Source organism: Tistrella mobilis (genome assembly GCF_039634785.1).
GTDB lineage: Bacteria > Pseudomonadota > Alphaproteobacteria > Tistrellales > Tistrellaceae > Tistrella > Tistrella mobilis.
The window spans coordinates 380,942-397,176 of the sequence record NZ_JBBIAB010000002.1; the positions used below are offsets into that span (position 1 = coordinate 380,942).

At 67.3% G+C, this 16,235-nt stretch carries 12 protein-coding genes; 7 read left to right on the forward strand and 5 right to left on the reverse strand.

All coding sequences use genetic code 11. The annotated features are described in order from the left end of the window. Window positions 1-3: 3 nt before the first annotated feature. On the reverse strand, window positions 4-771 hold the full coding sequence (locus WI697_RS04535) for an SDR family oxidoreductase (protein WP_345957564.1): 768 nt from the start codon (window positions 769-771) through the stop codon (window positions 4-6). A 126-nt stretch (window positions 772-897) separates the two neighbouring features. Continuing rightward, a complete protein-coding gene (locus WI697_RS04540) occupies window positions 898-2,349 on the reverse strand; it encodes a sensor histidine kinase (protein WP_345957565.1) in 1,452 nt (483 codons plus the stop codon). 140 nt (window positions 2,350-2,489) lie between these two features. On the opposite strand from WI697_RS04540, the gene WI697_RS04545 reads away from it, so the two are divergent. Continuing rightward, window positions 2,490-2,813 carry a YnfA family protein gene (locus WI697_RS04545; protein ID WP_345957566.1) on the forward strand — a complete coding sequence of 108 codons (324 nt, stop codon included), beginning with the start codon at window positions 2,490-2,492 and terminating at the stop codon, window positions 2,811-2,813. Here the strand turns inward: WI697_RS04545 and WI697_RS04550 are convergent. From WI697_RS04550 to WI697_RS04560, 3 genes are all read right to left on the reverse strand, one after another. After that, the gene (locus WI697_RS04550) at window positions 2,788-4,434 is read right to left on the reverse strand and encodes a bifunctional aminoglycoside phosphotransferase/ATP-binding protein (protein WP_345957567.1); all 1,647 of its coding nucleotides are present in this window, start codon (window positions 4,432-4,434) and stop codon (window positions 2,788-2,790) included. The two genes, WI697_RS04545 and WI697_RS04550, sit on opposite strands and share 26 nt — an antisense overlap. Before the next feature lie 99 nt (window positions 4,435-4,533). Further along, window positions 4,534-8,817 carry an NACHT domain-containing protein gene (locus WI697_RS04555; protein WP_345957568.1) on the reverse strand — a complete coding sequence of 1,428 codons (4,284 nt, stop codon included), beginning with the start codon at window positions 8,815-8,817 and terminating at the stop codon, window positions 4,534-4,536. 78 nt (window positions 8,818-8,895) lie between these two features. Beyond that, complete coding sequence (locus tag WI697_RS04560; RefSeq protein WP_014747549.1) at window positions 8,896-9,150, reverse strand: hypothetical protein; 255 nt, start codon at window positions 9,148-9,150, stop codon at window positions 8,896-8,898. A 243-nt stretch (window positions 9,151-9,393) separates the two neighbouring features. On the opposite strand from WI697_RS04560, the gene WI697_RS04565 reads away from it, so the two are divergent. From WI697_RS04565 to WI697_RS04590, 6 genes are all read left to right on the forward strand, one after another. Continuing rightward, complete coding sequence (locus WI697_RS04565) at window positions 9,394-13,023, forward strand: hybrid sensor histidine kinase/response regulator (RefSeq protein ID WP_345957569.1); 3,630 nt, start codon at window positions 9,394-9,396, stop codon at window positions 13,021-13,023. Next, complete coding sequence (locus WI697_RS04570; RefSeq protein WP_345957570.1) at window positions 13,020-14,000, forward strand: DNA-binding response regulator; 981 nt, start codon at window positions 13,020-13,022, stop codon at window positions 13,998-14,000. The genes WI697_RS04565 and WI697_RS04570 overlap by 4 nt, the downstream gene beginning before the upstream one ends. 239 nt (window positions 14,001-14,239) lie before the next feature. Continuing rightward, on the forward strand, window positions 14,240-14,422 hold the full coding sequence (locus WI697_RS04575; protein WP_062764016.1) for a CsbD family protein: 183 nt from the start codon (window positions 14,240-14,242) through the stop codon (window positions 14,420-14,422). Between the two features lie 46 nt (window positions 14,423-14,468). Next, the gene (locus tag WI697_RS04580) at window positions 14,469-14,954 is read left to right on the forward strand and encodes an SRPBCC family protein (protein ID WP_345957571.1); all 486 of its coding nucleotides are present in this window, start codon (window positions 14,469-14,471) and stop codon (window positions 14,952-14,954) included. 190 nt (window positions 14,955-15,144) lie between these two features. After that, window positions 15,145-15,630 (forward strand): hypothetical protein, encoded by a 486-nt coding sequence (locus tag WI697_RS04585; protein WP_345957572.1) that lies wholly within the window; start codon window positions 15,145-15,147, stop codon window positions 15,628-15,630. Window positions 15,631-15,697: 67 nt separating this feature from the next. Then, window positions 15,698-16,231 carry a GNAT family N-acetyltransferase gene (locus WI697_RS04590; protein ID WP_345957573.1) on the forward strand — a complete coding sequence of 178 codons (534 nt, stop codon included), beginning with the start codon at window positions 15,698-15,700 and terminating at the stop codon, window positions 16,229-16,231. The last annotated feature ends 4 nt before the right edge of the window (window positions 16,232-16,235 follow it).

A 16,235-nucleotide genomic window follows, 5' to 3' on the forward strand; every position in this document is an offset into this window, starting at 1 on the left:
GGATCAGACCTCCGCCGCGCCGCCGTCGCAGGGGATGGTGGCGCCGGTGGTATAGGCGCCGGCGCGCGAGGCCAGGAAGATCGCGACGCCGGCGATGTCCTCGGGCTGGCCGATGCGGCCCAGCGGCACCTCGGCGATCACCTCGTCGCCGCGTTCGGCCAAGGTCGCCGCCATCATCTGGCTGGGGAAGGGGCCGGGGGCGATGGCGTTGACCAGGATGTTCTCGGCCGCCAGCCGTTTCGCCAGATGGCGGGTCAGCATGATGCAGCCGGCCTTGGACGAGGTATAGGCATAGGTTTCAAGGAAAGTGGGGTTGATGCCGTTGATCGAGGCGATGTTGATCACCCGGGCAGGTGCAGCGGCCGAGGCCGAGGCCCTGAGCAGCGGCAGCAGTTTCTGGGTCATGAAGAAGACCGACTTCATGTTGAGGTCGACCACCTTGTCCCAGCCGCTTTCCGGATAGTCGTCGATGGCCGCCCCCCAGGTGGCGCCGGCATTGTTGACCAGGATGTCGAGCTTCTGTTCACGCGCGGTGATCTCGGCGACCAGGCTTTCGATGCCGGCCATGGTCGACACATCTGCCGGCAGCGCGATGCAGGTGCCGCGTTCCGACAGCTTGTCGGCGATCTGCTGGCAGACCGTCGCCTTGCGCGACGACACATAGACCCTGGCGCCGTTCTCGACGTAGCCGGTGGCGATCATCTCGCCGATGCCGCGCGACCCGCCGGTGACCAGTGCCACCTTGCCGGAAATGTCGAACAGGTTCTGCATGGGGCCGCAGCCTCCCTTGGATACGGTTCTTGTGGTTCCGCGGGAGCATAGGCGCGTGCGGGGCGGCGGGACAAGGGGCGGCGGCATCCGGTTCGCTCTGCGGAGCGTGGGGGGCCGCCCAGCGGATCAGAGGGCGATCTCGACCGTGGTGCCGGCGCCGGGGGCGCTGTCGATCCGGAACCGGCCGCCATGCAGTTCCACCAGATGGCGGGTCAGCGGCAGGCCCAGCCCCGTGCCGGCATGGCGGCGGCCCATGGCGTTGTCGACCTGGCCGAAGGGGGTGAGCGCGACCTGCACCTGGTCGGGCGTCATGCCGATGCCGTCGTCGCGCACCCTGAGCCGGATCAGCCAGGGCGTGCCGGCATCGACCGGAACGGCGGCGAGTTCCAGCCGCACCTGGCCGCCCTCGGGCGTGAATTTCACCGCATTCGACAACAGGTTCAGCAGAATCTGGCGCAGCCGCAGCGGGTCGGCGATGATCCGCTGCGGCGCATCGCCGGCATCCAGCACCAGTTCCACCCGGGCCTCGTCGGCCATCGGGCGGATCATGTCGATACAGCCCTCGGCCACCGACACCGGATCCAGCGCTTCAAGTTCCAGCTCCAGCCCGCCGGCCTCGACCTTCGAGAAGTCGAGGATGTGGTTGATCATGTCGAGCAGATGGCGGCCGCTGAAGGTGATGTTGCGGGCGAAATCGACATAGCGCTCATTGCCCAGGGGGCCGAGGATCCGGCTTGCGATCGCGTCGGCATAGCCGATGATCGCATTCAGCGGCGTGCGCAGCTCGTGGCTGACATTGGCCAGGAAGCGCGACAGGATGGTGTTGGCGCGGGCGAGTTCCGCCGTGCGTTCCTCGACCCGCCGTTCCAGATCGGCCTTGGCGGCCTTGAGCCCGTCGGTCAGCGCCAGCTGCCGGCGCTGGGCCTGGTCCTGCGCTCTCAGATAGACGAAGGTCAGGATGATCAGGCCCAGCACCGAAATGCCGGCCAGCAGCCCGCCGGCGCGGAAACTGGTGAGGACGTCGGCGGTGTGGGTGTCCAGTTCCTGCTGTTCGCCCGTGCGCAGATCGGTCAACAGGCTGCGGATCTCGGCCATGGAGGCGGCGCCCCGGCCGTCGCGGACCTGATCGATCGCGGCGGCAAGCCCGCCCACCCGACGCAGGATGATGGTTTCCTCAAGCTCGGTCATCTTGCCGAAGACGAGCCCCGGCAGCCGGTCCAGCAGGGCGCGCTGGCGGTTGATGCTCCGGAACAGCCGGTCCAGCTCGTCCAGATGGCGGCCGACCAGGGGGCGGGCGCTGTAATAGGGGGCGAGATAGGCTTCGTCGCCGGTGAGCAGATAGCCGCGCTGGCCGGTTTCGGCATCGGTCAGCGCGGTCAGCAGCCCGTCGGCGGCGGCGATCACCGCCCGGGTCTCGCGCACGCGATCGAAGGCATCCGCCATGCGGGTGCCGGCAATGGCGAAGGCGCTGCAGATCGCCAGCGCCAGGATGGCGGCCACGGCGACCGTACTGCGGAACGTCCAGCGCCGTTCCGACGTCTTCAGATCCTCGTCCTCTGCCACCCGATCATCCGACATGAGGATCATCCGTCCACAGGCGGGTGCCGTTCCCCTGCCACATCCGGCATGGACACCCGCCCTTTTGTGGCATGATCATCACGAAGAAAGTGTAAACAAACGAGGTCTGTTCCCCTATTTGAGGTGCGACGCCGGGCCGCATGCTGAAAACCGTCGGATTGTTCGTCATCACCGCGCTTTCCGAGATTATCGGATGCGTTCTTCCCGCGCTATGGTTGCGTGGTGCGACCGGGGCCTGGGTGCTGCTGCCGGGGGTGGCGGCGCTCGCCCTGTTCGTCTGGCTGCTGACCCTGCACCCGGCGGCGAGCGGCCGGGTGTTCGCGGCCTATGGCGGCATCTATGTCGCCACCGCCCTGGTCTGGCTGCGGGTGGTCGACGGCGTGCGGTTGAGCCTGTCCGACTGGGCCGGGGCGGGGCTGGTCTTCGCCGGCGCGCTGGTCATTCTGGCGCAGTGGCAGCGGTAGAGAGGGGGGCAGAGGTGAGACCCAGCATCGTCCGGGCTCGCGCGGCCCGGTCCCCGGGCATGCCATCCGCGGCAAGATGATGCCAGTCCGTCGGGCCGGCGCTGCCGGCCGCGCGGGCCAGCTGGGCGCGGACGACATCGGCATCGGCATCCGACGGGTCGCCCCGCCTTGCGGTCACGCGCTCGACCAGCACCGCCTCGGGTGCCTCCAGCCACAGCCCGTCGAAGGGCAGGCCGGCGTCGTCGGCCACGGCGCGGATGCGCGCGCGGGTATCGGCGCGGTCGAAGACGGCATCGGCGATCACCGAATGGCCGGCGGCCAGCGCCGCCGCGGCCTCTGCCGCCATCTCTGCATAGACCCGTTCCGACACCTGGGGGGTGTAGGCCTCGGCCGGCAGGCGGGTGGTGGCGGCCTGGCCGAAAGCGCGCTTGCGCAGCCGGTCGCTGGCGATGATCCGGGCCCCCGGTGCGGCGCCCAGATCGGCCGCAAGGGCTGCGGCGATGGTCGATTTGCCGCTGCCGCTGAACCCGCCCACGGCCACCAGCCGGGGCGGGGCGGGGGCCAGCAGCCGGCGGGCCAGGTCCAGATAGGCGCCGGCCTCGGCCGCGATCCGGTCACGATCCGCACCGCTCGCATCCATCGCGGCGGCGGCCCCCACATGGGCGCGCACCACCGCGCGCATGGCCAGGAACAGGGGCATCAGCGCCAGCCCCGGGCCCCGGTCATGGGTGGCGCCGGCATCGTCCTGGGGGCCGGCATCCAGATAGCGGTTGAACACCGCGGCGGCGGCAGCCGGGCGGTTGCGGTGCAGCAGGTCCATGATCAGAAAGGCCAGATCATAGAGCACGTCGGTGATCGCCAGATCGTCGTCGAATTCGATGCAGTCGAAGGCGGTGGGCCGGCCGTCGATCAGCACGATGTTGCGCAGATGCAGATCGCCATGGCCATGGCGCACCCGCCCGATCCGCCCGCGCGTCTCCAGCAGGGCGGCATGGGCGGTGAAGGCGGCCTCGCTCGCCCCGATCACGGCGCGCACGACCCCGCCATCCAGCAGCCCGGCGGCATGGCCCGCCTCCAGCCCCTGGCGGTTGATCTCCAGCACCCGCCGCACCCGATCGGCCCCGCCATCGGGCCCGATCACCCGGGCGGCGGCATGGAAATCGTACACGGCCTGGCCCAGCGCCTCGATCAGGCCGCGGTTCAGCCCGTCTCCCTCTCCTGCGCCGTCTCCCTCTCCTGCGCCGTCACGCTCCGCCAGCCGGTCCAGCAGCCCGTCCTCGTCGAAACGGACCATCTCGACCACGGCATCGACCAGCGGGCCCGCCCCCTCCATCACCACCCGGCCGTCGGGGCCGGCGGTCAGCCGCCGGACCCCCAGATAGATCCCGGGCGCGGTGCGCCGGTTCAACGCCACCTCGCGCCCGCAGGCGGCCGCGCGCAGCGCCGCGGTGCCGAAATCCAGATAGGGAAACCGCACCGCCTTCTTCAGCTTCAGAACGCGGGTCCGGCCGATGAAGACCAGCGAGATATGGGTCTCCACCAGCCGCGGCGGCACGCCGTCGCCTGCCGCCAGATGCTCTTTCACGCAGGCGATCGCAGCGCTCTGGTCTTCGGTGTGCATCGGACATCCATCCCCTCGCCGCACCATCGGGCAGCGCCATCATAACGCAAGGCGCGGGCGGGGTGGGGCGGGGATCGGGGGGTGCGGCGACAGGTCCGGTCAGGTCGCCGATGTCGCGCCCCGGACGGTCAGGTCGATCACCATCACCTCGATCGCGTCAACCCCGGGATGTTCGTCGGCGATCGTCTGCCAATAGTCGCGGAGGGCGTCGGCCAGATCCGGCAGGGCGACCCGCCGCCCCCCGATCTGCCAGTTGCGCCGGGTGGCGGCCCCCCGCCAGACCAGCAGAAACACACCGCATCCGGCGGTATGTTCGCGCAGATAGTCCCCGACCAGCTGATTGCGCAGCCGCTCGCACAGATCCGGGCCGGACCAGTCGTTGTCGAGGATCTTCAATTCGATCGGCACGGCCGACGAAACCTGCGGAGCCTGCATCCAGATATCCGTCCGCTGGCCGTTCGCCAGTTCGTTCTCCTGGGCGCAGGTGAACCGCCCCTGCGCGCGGCCGTTCAGCGCGCCTGCAATCAGATTGCGCATCTCGGTCTCGTTCTCGACGCGCTTCCAGGTCTGATAGGGGCTGTCATTGCCGCCTTCGAGCCAGGCCTTCAGATCCATGAGAACATTGAGGGTGACGTCGTAAAGCTGGCGATGCGTGGTGGGCGTCAGCGTGCAGGTCCGGCCGAACTCGCTGACCTGTTTGGCGGACCAGGGGGTGAGGTCGGCGTCCTGAACGGCACGCTCACGGGCCCGGGCGGCCATGTGAGGGCGGTATTCCAGATTGGGATGTTCGTGTGAAAGTTCGACAAGGGCGGTGTAGGTGGCTTTGCCGGGGATCTTCAGCAGCTGTTCAAATAGCGCGTTGCGGGCGTCCTGTGCGCGATCCCTTAATTCGGGCGTATAGATACCTTTGTCGGCACGTTCGATATCGTCTTCTGCTCTGATGTGCTGATGCATGAGGATGTAGAGCGCCTTAAGATGATGAGGAGCTCGGAAATCGCTCTGATCCAATCTGCGTACAGGTGACCGCAAAGTGCGTATGAGGCTTGTTATAAGGCATTGGGCCTCGAAGCAGGCATTTTCGACAGACATGCTCGACAACCATGCTTTGGCGGCCGGGATACCGCAAGTTGCATCGGCGTCGATCCAAAGCGCATACCAGATGGCGAGATGATATCCGCGTGAACCCCGCGCGATTTTTGATCGAGCGAGGGCGGAGAATTTCTCATTGTCTCTGTCGCCACTCATCATGATACGGAGGCACTGTTCAAGAACCTTCCCGTTCTCTACGTCGTATTGCTCTAGCCACGTAAATATGGCTGGTGCCAGAGGCTCGTGAAGCCACGGAGCGTAATAAACGAGATCGTGTAAAATATGGTGTAAGAGCTTATCTGGTTTTGTGTTTTTTAATTCAAAATATAGCTCGGGCACAATGGCATCAATAAACAATGTTGGGTAGTTTCTGTATAGAAGCTCGCACCAAGTGGGTAAGCCATTGAGTTCCCAGGTCATGTACCTGAGTGCATGGCGGACTTCGCTTTCTGTCAAGTAGGCGGGGAAGGCCTCTACTTCATGTGCTTCGATTTTGAGGCCGATAAATGCGAATCTGATAGCACGAATTGTGCTCCTGCTACGGTTTCCCTCAGAGGGGAGGGCGGGGGTCACCTGTCGCCAAAGCGCCGTCGCCGCATCCCGATAGGCTTCTGCGACCTGCTCTCCGTACTCTGGAATAAGTGCTCTCCAGTTTGCGGCACCCAGCTCTGATTTTCGGGTGTGAGCATTTTCGAGTGTACGGAGGAGAAAATACTGTGCGTCGCTACATGCGCCAGCGGCCAGGTCCGGCGAGTGACGGATGGCATCGGGGTTTTTCTTTATGAGTTCTAGATTGTTCGTGTGAATTCTATTATTTTCTCGCCTTTTTAGATCTTCTTCATTTTCCAACTCAGCAAGCTGTTTTGATTTTTCTTCCTGCGAATTTAAGAACCGGTCTAGGCCCTCCATCAATTCGGGCATTCCATCGACTGCGTGCTGAAGATCACGCAACCAGTCTTTCGGCTTGCCAGCTCGAAGAATTAGTAAGTAGGCAAGCGACATTGCCATCATCTGGTCGTCGATAAACTGACGTCGTGCGATAAATTTGACTACATCTTGAAAACGCCCAATATCGAAATCCCAGTAGCGTTGCCTAAATTCGAGAATATAATGATCTGACAATCGTTCTGACTTTTCATGATGAATTTTTTGGCGTACCGCATCTACATGTTTCCAATAAAGCGCATCGTTTAACGAGTGCCAACTTGGTACAAGTTTATGTAACTGTGGATCGTATTCGCTCCTGGAATAATTTAGCCGATCGTATGCTATCGGGAGCTTGAGCAGGATGTCGAGTACATCGGGTGAAAGCGCGGCCTGGGATCTGACAGACACCAAGCGCTCAACGGCATGGAAGGCGGGAGAGAGAAGCCATGCGAAGGCTTCTGAAGTCCGACACTCTCGTCTTTCAATATATGGTGCTCTATTGAAATAAATATTCAGCCCACTGGCAAATATATATAGTGAATTCAGATTATATTTTTCAGAGTTGACTGGTAGTCGCTCTACAAATTCATGCAGTGCACTGTCCAGGTCGGTAATTAGGTCTTCATTGTGAGTCTCCAACCTGTCGATCGAGGCAAGGAGCAGGACGACCGAATCTGTGTCGGCATCGGCATCTGTCAGGATCTCTGCAAGCAATCTGCGCGGCAGCAGAGCCGATGACGCATTCAGTGCCGTCCACAGCCCGTCCTTCTGCGCCCGATTTCCGCAGGCCATCACCCCCCGGGCTGCGCCGATCCGGGCCCAGATGTCGCAGGCGGGATCTGTCGCGATGTCCGAGAGCGCCGGCACACAGGCTGTCATGCCGCCCTGCCAGACCACCCGGCCAAGAAATGAGATCGCTTCGTCATTGGCCTGGTGGTCGGCGATAAGCTGCCGCACATCCTCCGTCAGATCCGCGCTGGCGACCCGGGCAATGGCGCCGTTGTATCCGGCCGATCCGTCATCCTCTCCCCGCGCAATCCGCCCCACGATCCCGCGCAGCAGCGCCCGCCGCTCCGCCGGCGGCAGACAGGCCGGATCGCCGCCTTCGATCGCGACTTCGGGCGCGATGTTCATCGCCTTGCGCCGCATCTCGGCGTCGAACAGGATCAGCCAGGTCAGCACCGGCCGCAGGCGGGGGGTGATGACCTGGTGGCCGTATTGTTCGCGGAAGAACAGGGTCTCGATCCTGTGCCGGGCGCCGTCGATCCCGAGCAGGTCGCGGAACCATTCGGCGGCGAGCAGTTCGCGGATTTCGCGATGCCGGAAACGGACCATGCCGTAGAGCGGGTCGTTGAACAGGCCGCGTTCCAGAAGTGTGTCAATCTCCGCCTGTTCCCAATCGGCCAGGACCGTTTCGGCGTCGAGCCCGGTTCTGTCGGGGCTGGCATCTGGCCGCTGGATGCCGGCCTCGCCGGTCAGCACGACGGCCGCCGCCAGGGCGCGTGCACCCCGTTGTGCCTTCTCGAAATTGAGCGACCGGCGGCGCTGGTTGTCGGGATGGATCTCCTTCAGGCGCTCGCCGATATTGTGTTGCAACAGGCTGAGCCGCCCGTCGAGCGCCCGGTCGTCCCGCCATTTCCGCAGCACCAGCTCCAGATCGAAGGGGCGTTCGGCCAGCGAGGTGAGGCCGGCCCGCTGCAATTCGGTGAGCAGCCGGTCGATCTCGGGCGTGTCGCGATGGTGGGCGAAGCGGCGGATGTCGTTGTCGTCGAGCGGGTCGAGCAGATAGACCCGCAGCCCGCTGTCCTGCGCGGCCGATGCCGCGGTCTCTTCGCTCGTCGGTGCCGTGAAGGGCAGGGCGTCCTCGACCAGCGCCCGGTCGGATTTCGCCCGCCAGGCATAGGGGCGGCTGGACAGAATGACCCGGGCGCGCTGCTGCGCCGGCCGGATCCGGCGGCCGAACCGCTTGATCGCCTTTTCGAATTGGCGCGGGTCCGACAGCCGGGCCTCGTCGATGGAATCGAGGTAGAACCAGGCCTCTCCGGTTCCGTTCAGCCAAAGGTCGAAGTCGTCGGCGCTGCCGATTTCGAAGGCGGTGTCGAAACCCTCCTCGATGTCTTCGATCCGGATGAAGAAGGCCAGGCGGCCATCCGCCGCGGCCTGCTTCGCCCGCGCCGTCATCTCGAAGGTCTTGCCCGCCCCGGCCTCGGCCAGGATGACGCAGCGGTGGTTCTGCTCGATCTCGGGCCAGCCGACGGGTTTCGCCAGCCCGCTGGCCCGCGCAATCTCCTGGCTGTCGGACTCCTGTGCCGATCTCGGACTCAGGGAGAAGCGCCGTTCCAGCGGCACCCCGTCCTCCTGCGCCATGCCGTTCCTCCCGCCCCGTTTTCATGTGCGGAAAGTCTGACATGGCGGCGGGGGCGTGGCCAGCGCCGGCCGTGCCGGTCAGAACATCAGCAGATAGACGATGATCATCGCCAGCACCGCCAGCGACAGGCTGATCCACAGCACATGGCGCATGCGGCCGGTGGTGCGGGCCTGGCGGGCGGCGGTGCGGTCTTCGACCGGGGGGTGGCCTGCCGGGTTGACCGGGGCGTCGGGGCCGGGGGTGCCGGGGGCGTCGGCGCCCGGATGGGGGCCGGGGGTGATGCCCTGGCCCTGCTGGCGGGCGCGTTCCTGGGCGGGGGTGGGCTCGTTCATGCGGGCCTCCGCGTCATGTCGCTTCGGGCGCCCGGGCGGGCGTCCGCTTGGTCTGGCAACCACCGGGGTGGGCACATGGTTCCCGATGGCGTGCGGACGGAACCCGTGCTGCGGAGCAGCATTGCGGTGCCGCATACGCAAAATAACGTATGGGAGCCGGCCTCCGGCGCCGCTAGGCTGAGGGTTCACGGGCGTTGAACCGCGGGGGAGGCGGCAGGCGGGCGTATGGCGGATGCCGGGAGGATGAGCCGAGGGCAGGCGGGTGGCGGCGGGCCGGCCGGCAGTGGCGGGGGCGGCGGTGCCGCCGCGTCCGGCCGCCGGGCGGGCACGGCCGCGCCGCAGCGCATCGTCCGGGTCCGCCGGCAGTACAATCAGTGGGTCGCGAACCAGACGCTGGAAGACTATGCGCTGCGCTTCACCGCCAAGAGCGCGCGGCGCTGGTCGCCCTGGCGGGTGGCCAATACCGCGCTCGGCTCCATCTCGTTCCTGGCGCTGGAGGCGATCGGCGGCGCGATCACGCTGGCCTATGGCTTCGACAATGCGGTGGCCGCGATCCTGACCGTTTCGGTGCTGATTTTCCTGACCGGCCTGCCCATCGCCGCCTCGGCCGCCAAATGGGGGGTGGATATCGATCTGCTGACCCGCGGCGCCGGCTTCGGCTATATCGGATCGACGATCACCTCGCTGATCTATGCCAGCTTCACCTTCATCTTCTTCGCGATCGAGGCCGCGATCCTGGCCATGGCGCTGAAGGATCTGTTCGGGGTGCCGTTCTGGATCGGCACCATCGCCTCGTCGCTGGCGATCATCCCGATCGTCACCCACGGCATCACCCTGATCAACCGGGTGCAGAACCTGACCCAGCCGGTCTGGATCGTGTTGCAGCTGCTGCCCTTCATCGCGCTGGCGCTGGCCGACCCCGACATCTTCAGCCGCTGGCAGGGGTTCGGGGGCGCCGGGGCCGGCACTGCGGGCGGTGACATGGCGGGCGGTGGCGTCGCGGGGGGCGGCTTCGATCTGATGGCCTTCGGCGCCGCATCGGGCGTGCTGTTCGCCCTGGTCGGCCAGATCGGCGAGCAGGTGGATTTCCTGCGCTTCCTGCCCCGCCGCCGCGGCCGGCGCGATCTGCGCTGGTGGGCGGCGATGACCGCGGCCGGGCCGGGCTGGATCATCCCCGGCGCGCTGAAGCTGCTGGGCGGGTCGCTGCTGGCGGTGCTGGCGCTGGAGGCGGGGGTTCCGGTCGCCCATGCCGACGAGCCGACCCGGATGTATCTGGTCGCCTTCGGCCGGATGGTCGGCACCGATCAGGCGGCGCTGGCGCTGGGGCTGACCGGGGTGTTCGTGCTGCTGGCCCAGGTGAAGATCAACGTCACCAACGCCTATGCCGGCTCCATCGCCTGGTCGAATTTTTTCTCGCGCCTGACCCACAGCCATCCGGGCCGGGTGGTCTGGCTGATCTTCAACGTCGCCATCGCCGTGCTGCTGATGTCCTTCGGCATCTATGAAGGGCTGGAGCACATCTTGGGCCTGTATTCGATCGTCGCCATCGCCTGGGTGGGGGCGATCACCGCCGATCTGGTGATCAACCGGCCGCTGGGTCTGGCGCCTGAGCGGATCGAGTTCCGCCGCGCCCATCTCTACGACGTCAACCCCGTGGGGCTGGGCGCCATGGGGCTGGCGGCGGCGGGCGCCATGCTCTGCCATTTCGGCGTCTTCGGCGCGGCCATCCAGCCCTTTGCGGCCTTCATCGCCCTGGGCGTGCCGATGATCGCCGCCCCGGCCATCGCGGCGGCCGGCGGCCACCGCTTCTATCTGGCCCGCCAGCCGGCGCCGGTGAGTGATGAGCCGGGCGAAGAGGGGGCGGCGCCCGAGCCCTGCGTGATCTGCGAATACAGTTTCGAGCCCGAGGACATGGCGCATTGCCCGGCCTATGGCGGGCGGATCTGTTCGCTGTGCTGTTCGCTCGATGCCCGCTGCCACGACGTCTGCAAAACCGATGCCCGGCTGACCGACCAGTTCGCCCAGCTGCTGCGCCGGGTGATGCCGGCGGCGGCGCGCAGCCGCACCCTGCATCCGCTGGGGCTTTATCTCACCATCCTGACGGTGTCGCTGGGGGTGATCGGCGCAGCACTGGCGCTGGTGGGGGTGCAGGCGCATCTGGACGGCGGGCCGCCGGGGCCTGGTGCCGGGGCCACGCTGTGGAAGGCCTTTGCGGCCATGGCGATCATCGCCGCCGTCGCCGCCTGGCTGTTCGTGCTGGCGCGCGAAAGCCGCCGGGTCGCCCAGGCCGAAAGCAACCGCCAGACCCGGCTGCTGCTGGAAGAGATCGAGGCCCACAAGGCGACCGATGCCGAGCTGCAGCGTGCCAAGGAGGCGGCAGAGGCCGCGAACCTTGCCAAGACCCGCTATGTGGTGGGCATCAGCCATGAATTGCGCGCGCCTTTGAACGCCATCTTCGGCTATGCCCAGATCCTGGAACGCGATGCCGGCATGCCGCCGGCCCGGCGGGATGCCGTGCGGGTGGTGCGGCGCAGCGCCGAACACCTGGCCGGGCTGATCGACGGGCTGCTCGACATCTCGCGGATCGAGGCGGGGCATGTGACGCTGGCGCGGGAACGCATCCGGCTGGGCGATTTCCTGGACCAGCTGGTCGGCATGTTCTCGCTCGCCGCCGCCGAGAAGGGTATCGGCTTCGTCTACGATGCGGCCCCCGACATCGCCACCGTCCAGGCCAGCGGTGCGCCGGTCGAGGTCTGGACCGACGAGAAGCGGCTGCGCCAGATCCTGATCAATCTTCTGTCCAATGCGGTGAAATTCACCGATCGGGGCCAGGTGACCTTCCGCGTCCGCCGCCGCAGCCAGGTGGCGGAGTTCGAGGTGATCGACACCGGCATCGGCATCGCGCCGGCCGATCTTGCGAAGATCTTCGAACCTTTCGAGCGCGGCGGATCGGCCCGGGCGCGGGAATTGCCCGGCACCGGGCTGGGCCTGACCATCGCCAAACTGCTGACCGAGATTCTGGGCGGCGAGATTTCCGTCACCAGCACCCCCGGCCAGGGCAGCCGCTTCCGCATCCGCCTGTTCCTGTCGGATGCGGGCGTGCACGATACGGGCGAGCCGGCGGCCCCGCCCCGGCCTGCGCGCGACGTGACCGGCTATGCCGGCCGGCGGCGGATGGTGCTGGTCGTCGATGACGACCCCTCGCACCGGTCGCTGATCGCCGATGTGCTGGCGCCGCTGGATTTCACCCTGCTGTTCGCGGCCGATGGCGAAACCGCCCTGGCGCTGGCCGAACGCTTCCGCCCCGATCTCGTGCTGCTCGACATCTCCATGCCCGATATGGATGGCTGGACGGCGGCCAGGGAGATGCGCCGGGCAGGGCTGGACCATACCGCCATCGTCATGGTCTCGGCCGATGCCCAGATCGACCGCGACCTGATCGATCATGCCGCGAACGGCGGTCCTCCGCCGCCCCATGACGCCTTCGTGCCGAAACCGGTGGATCTCGACCGGCTGGTGGAGACGGTGGGCCGGCTGCTGGCGCTGCGCTGGCTGCATGCCGACCCCGGGGCCGAGCCCGAGGCGGCGGCGGACACGACACCATCTCTGCCCCGGCAGGGTGCGGGCGCGGTTCTGGCGCCGCTGCCGGCAGAGCTGGTTCAGGATCTGCGGCGGCTGGCTGCCATCGGATATGTCCGCGGGCTGATCCAGCGGCTGGAGAGTGCGGCGGCGGACATGCCTGAACATGCAGCGACCGCCGGGCGGCTGGTCGCCATGCTGCAGCGGTTCGAACTGGCGGGGTTCGATGCGGTGCTCGACGGCTGGGATGCGGAAACCGGCCGTGCGGAAAGCCAACGGGAGAGCGGGGGATGATGATGACCAGGCCGCGCGATATCGTGCTGGTGGTGGACGACCGGGCGGAGACGCTGGCCCTGCTGACCGATGCGATCGAGGCGGCGGGGTTGACCGTGCTGGTCGCGGCAGAGGGCGCCCGCGCGCTGGACCTGGTGGAGCGGGTGACGCCCGATATCGTGCTGATGGATGCGGTGATGCCCGGCATGGACGGGTTCGAAACCTGCCGGCGGCTGAAGACCCGGCCCCATATCGCCCATGTGCCGGTGATCTTCATGACCGGGCTGGCGGAAACCGAGCATGTGGTGCGCGGCTTCGCGGCCGGTGGGGTGGATTACGTGCCCAAACCCATCGTGCCCGACGAGCTGATCGCCCGCATCCGCACCCATCTGGCCAATGCCCGGCTGGCGCAGAGTGCCCGCGCGGCGCTGGATGCCACCGGCCGCCATCTGCTGGCGGTGGACGGTGCGGCACGCCTGCTCTGGTCCACGCCCCAGGCCGAGGCCCGGCTGGCGGCGGCCTTCCCCTCGCGCTGCGGCGGGGGCGGGGCGGGGCTGCCAGGTGGGGGCCAGCCCGGTGGGAGCCAGCCTGGTGGGGGCCTGCCGGCAGGCTTCCGGCTGGGGGCCGAGGCGACGGCCTGGCTGGCTGTGCCGGGCGCCGCCGAGGCGGGGCCGCTGACGCTGGCGGTAGAGGCGGGGCTGCCGCTCTGCCTGGCGCTGATCGGCCGGCTGGGGCCCGACGAGATCCTGCTGCGCCTGACCGAAGGCCGCGAGGTCCGCGACGAGGATCTCCTGCGCGAGGCCTTTGGCCTGACGGCGCGCGAGGCCGAGGTGCTGCTCTGGGTCGCCAACGGCAAGGCCAACCGGATGATCGCCGAGATCCTGGAGCTTGGGCCGCGCACGGTCGACAAGCATGTCGAGCGCATCTTCGCCAAGCTGGGGGTCGAGAACCGCACCGCGGCGGCGGCTGCGGCGCTGAAAGTCCTTGCCGGGCGGTGACCGGTCGCCCGTAGAAACCGGCGCAGGGCAAAACCGGCGGGGCCTGAACAGGTGCGGGCGCCAACGATCCGTGGCCGAAACCGGACCTGACGCCGTTATTTGCGCCGGGCTGTGACCTCATGATGGGCGCTTCGTGGCTTCTGCCGTCACCGGCTTGTGCCTGTCCCTCTCCATGCCGATGTCTGAACCAGGACGGCGGATACGAGCCTCCGCCGCATCGACAGCAATGGAGACCGAAGATGGACAAGGATCGCGTTGAAGGCACCGCCCGCCAGGTCACCGGCAAGATCAAGGAAGTCGCCGGTCGTGCGACCGACGACCCCACCACCGAGGCCGAGGGCCGCACCGAAAAGACGGCCGGCAAGGTGCAGAAGGAATACGGCAAGGCCAAGGACGAGGTCCGCGACACGCTCAGGAAGTGAGCCGCCGCACCGCCGACCTGTCCCACCCCGTTACCGGAGACGCATCATGAACGTTACCGACAGGATCATTCGCCTGAAGGTCGATCTCGCCGCGGACCGGCAGACGGTGTGGGAGGCCCTGACCGGCGCGCAGCATGTTCAGGCGTGGTGGGGGAGGCATGTCTCCCTCACACCTCGCGCCGGGGGCAGGTTGTTCGTCCGGGGCGACGGGCGGGAGCAGTCGCGCCAGGTGCGCGGCCGCGTGCTCCGCTGGTCGCCGCCTTCCGCACTCGAGCTGGCCTGGGCAGATGCCGCCTGGCCTGCCGAGACGCGGGTCAATATCCGCCTGACGCCCACCCCCGACGGCGACACCCGCCTTCAGCTGGACCATGTCGGCTGGTCGGGCTTCGAGGACAAGGCCCGCCTGCATCTGATGCAGGCCGCAGAACGCGACTGGACCGCCCGGCTGGACCGGCTGGAAGACTATCTCCGCGCCGGCGACATCGCAGGCACGGTTTCCCAGGCCCAGAGCGGCGGGGCACGTGCCTGGTAGGGCACGACCCCGACCTGCATCTAAAAGACGACGCGCCGCCGCCGCCCCACATTCAAGGGTTGCGGCGGCGGTGTGCGTGCGGGCCACGACCCTTTTGCCGGCCGCCCCGCCCTGAAAACCTGTGGTGACATGGACCCACCGGGATTATCCTCCTCGGGCAAGACTTCCGACCAGCCGGGGACGCGCGCCGATGGCCCAGCACCACGCTTCTGCCGATCTTCCGTCCGATGCCGCCCTGCCGGCCCGTCTGGACCGGGATATCACCCGGCGCCTGACGGTCTGGCTGGCCGCAATCTGCCTGGCCGCCGCGGCGCTGGAGCTGGCCTCGGCCGCCGGCGGAGTGGCGGTGGTGGACGGGCTGTGGTGGAAGCTGGCGGCGGTGGCGCTCTGGATCGGCGTCGCGGGCGGCTTTTCCACCGCCCTCAACGGGGCCCTGTTCGGCAGCCGCAGCATGTCGCCGGCCCTGTGCAGCCACCGCCAGGTGGTGGCGGGCCGGCTGCCGCTGGTGCGGCTGCATGGCAGCTTCCCGATCGCCATCCTGATCTGCGCTGCCCTGCCCGGCGGCTTCTCCTGGCAGACCGGCGGCAGCCTGCCGGTCCAGCTGTTTCAGATGCTGGTCGTGGCCACCTGCCTGGCCCATCGTCCGCCCGTGCGGGGTGCTGCCGTCTGGCGGTGACCGGCCATCCGGGCTATGCAGAACCGGCCGGCCCGCATGGCGGGCCCCGATCCGCCGGAGAGGATGCATGGAGCCTGTCGAAACCGATCGCCTTGTCCTGAGAAACTTCCGCAAGAGCGATGCCGCCGGCCTGTTCGCCTATCTGGAGGCGCCCGTGGCCGGCTGTTTCCTGTCGCTGCGGCTGGAGAGCCTGGCGGCCGCGGAGGCCGAGGCGGAGAAACGCGGCGGTAGTGACGAGTATCTGGCGGTCTGTCTGAAGCAGACCGACAGCCTGATCGGCGATGTGTTCGCCATGCAGGAAGACGATACCTGGTCGGTGGGCTGGAACTTCAATCCGGCCTGGGGCGGCAGGGGCTATGCCCTGGAAGCGGCCCGGGCGCTGTTCGGATGGCTGTTCTCCACCGCCGGGGCGCGTCGCCTTTATGCCTATGTGGAAGACCACAACCTGGCCTCGCAGCGCCTGTGCGAACGGCTGGGCATGCGCCGCGAGGGGCTGTTCCTGGACTTCGTCTCGTTCAGAACCGATGCGACGGGCGCGCCGATCTACGAGAACACGTTTCAATACGCTCTGTTGCGCAGGGAGTGGGAGGCCGGCCGCTGAAGGC

Excerpts from the sequence above, each read along its gene's own strand:
- WI697_RS04535 (WP_345957564.1), bottom strand. The coding sequence starts at position 771 with ATGCAGAACCTGTTCGACATTTCCGGCAAGGTGGCACTGGTCACCGGC.
- WI697_RS04540 (WP_345957565.1), bottom strand. The coding sequence starts at position 2,349 with ATGTCGGATGATCGGGTGGCAGAGGACGAGGATCTGAAGACGTCGGAA.
- WI697_RS04545 (WP_345957566.1), top strand. The coding sequence starts at position 2,490 with ATGCTGAAAACCGTCGGATTGTTCGTCATCACCGCGCTTTCCGAGATT.
- WI697_RS04550 (WP_345957567.1), bottom strand. The coding sequence starts at position 4,434 with ATGCACACCGAAGACCAGAGCGCTGCGATCGCCTGCGTGAAAGAGCAT.
- WI697_RS04555 (WP_345957568.1), bottom strand. The coding sequence starts at position 8,817 with ATGGCGCAGGAGGACGGGGTGCCGCTGGAACGGCGCTTCTCCCTGAGT.
- WI697_RS04560 (WP_014747549.1), bottom strand. The coding sequence starts at position 9,150 with ATGAACGAGCCCACCCCCGCCCAGGAACGCGCCCGCCAGCAGGGCCAG.
- WI697_RS04565 (WP_345957569.1), top strand. The coding sequence starts at position 9,394 with ATGAGCCGAGGGCAGGCGGGTGGCGGCGGGCCGGCCGGCAGTGGCGGG.
- WI697_RS04570 (WP_345957570.1), top strand. The coding sequence starts at position 13,020 with ATGATGATGACCAGGCCGCGCGATATCGTGCTGGTGGTGGACGACCGG.
- WI697_RS04575 (WP_062764016.1), top strand. The coding sequence starts at position 14,240 with ATGGACAAGGATCGCGTTGAAGGCACCGCCCGCCAGGTCACCGGCAAG.
- WI697_RS04580 (WP_345957571.1), top strand. The coding sequence starts at position 14,469 with ATGAACGTTACCGACAGGATCATTCGCCTGAAGGTCGATCTCGCCGCG.
- WI697_RS04585 (WP_345957572.1), top strand. The coding sequence starts at position 15,145 with ATGGCCCAGCACCACGCTTCTGCCGATCTTCCGTCCGATGCCGCCCTG.
- WI697_RS04590 (WP_345957573.1), top strand. The coding sequence starts at position 15,698 with ATGGAGCCTGTCGAAACCGATCGCCTTGTCCTGAGAAACTTCCGCAAG.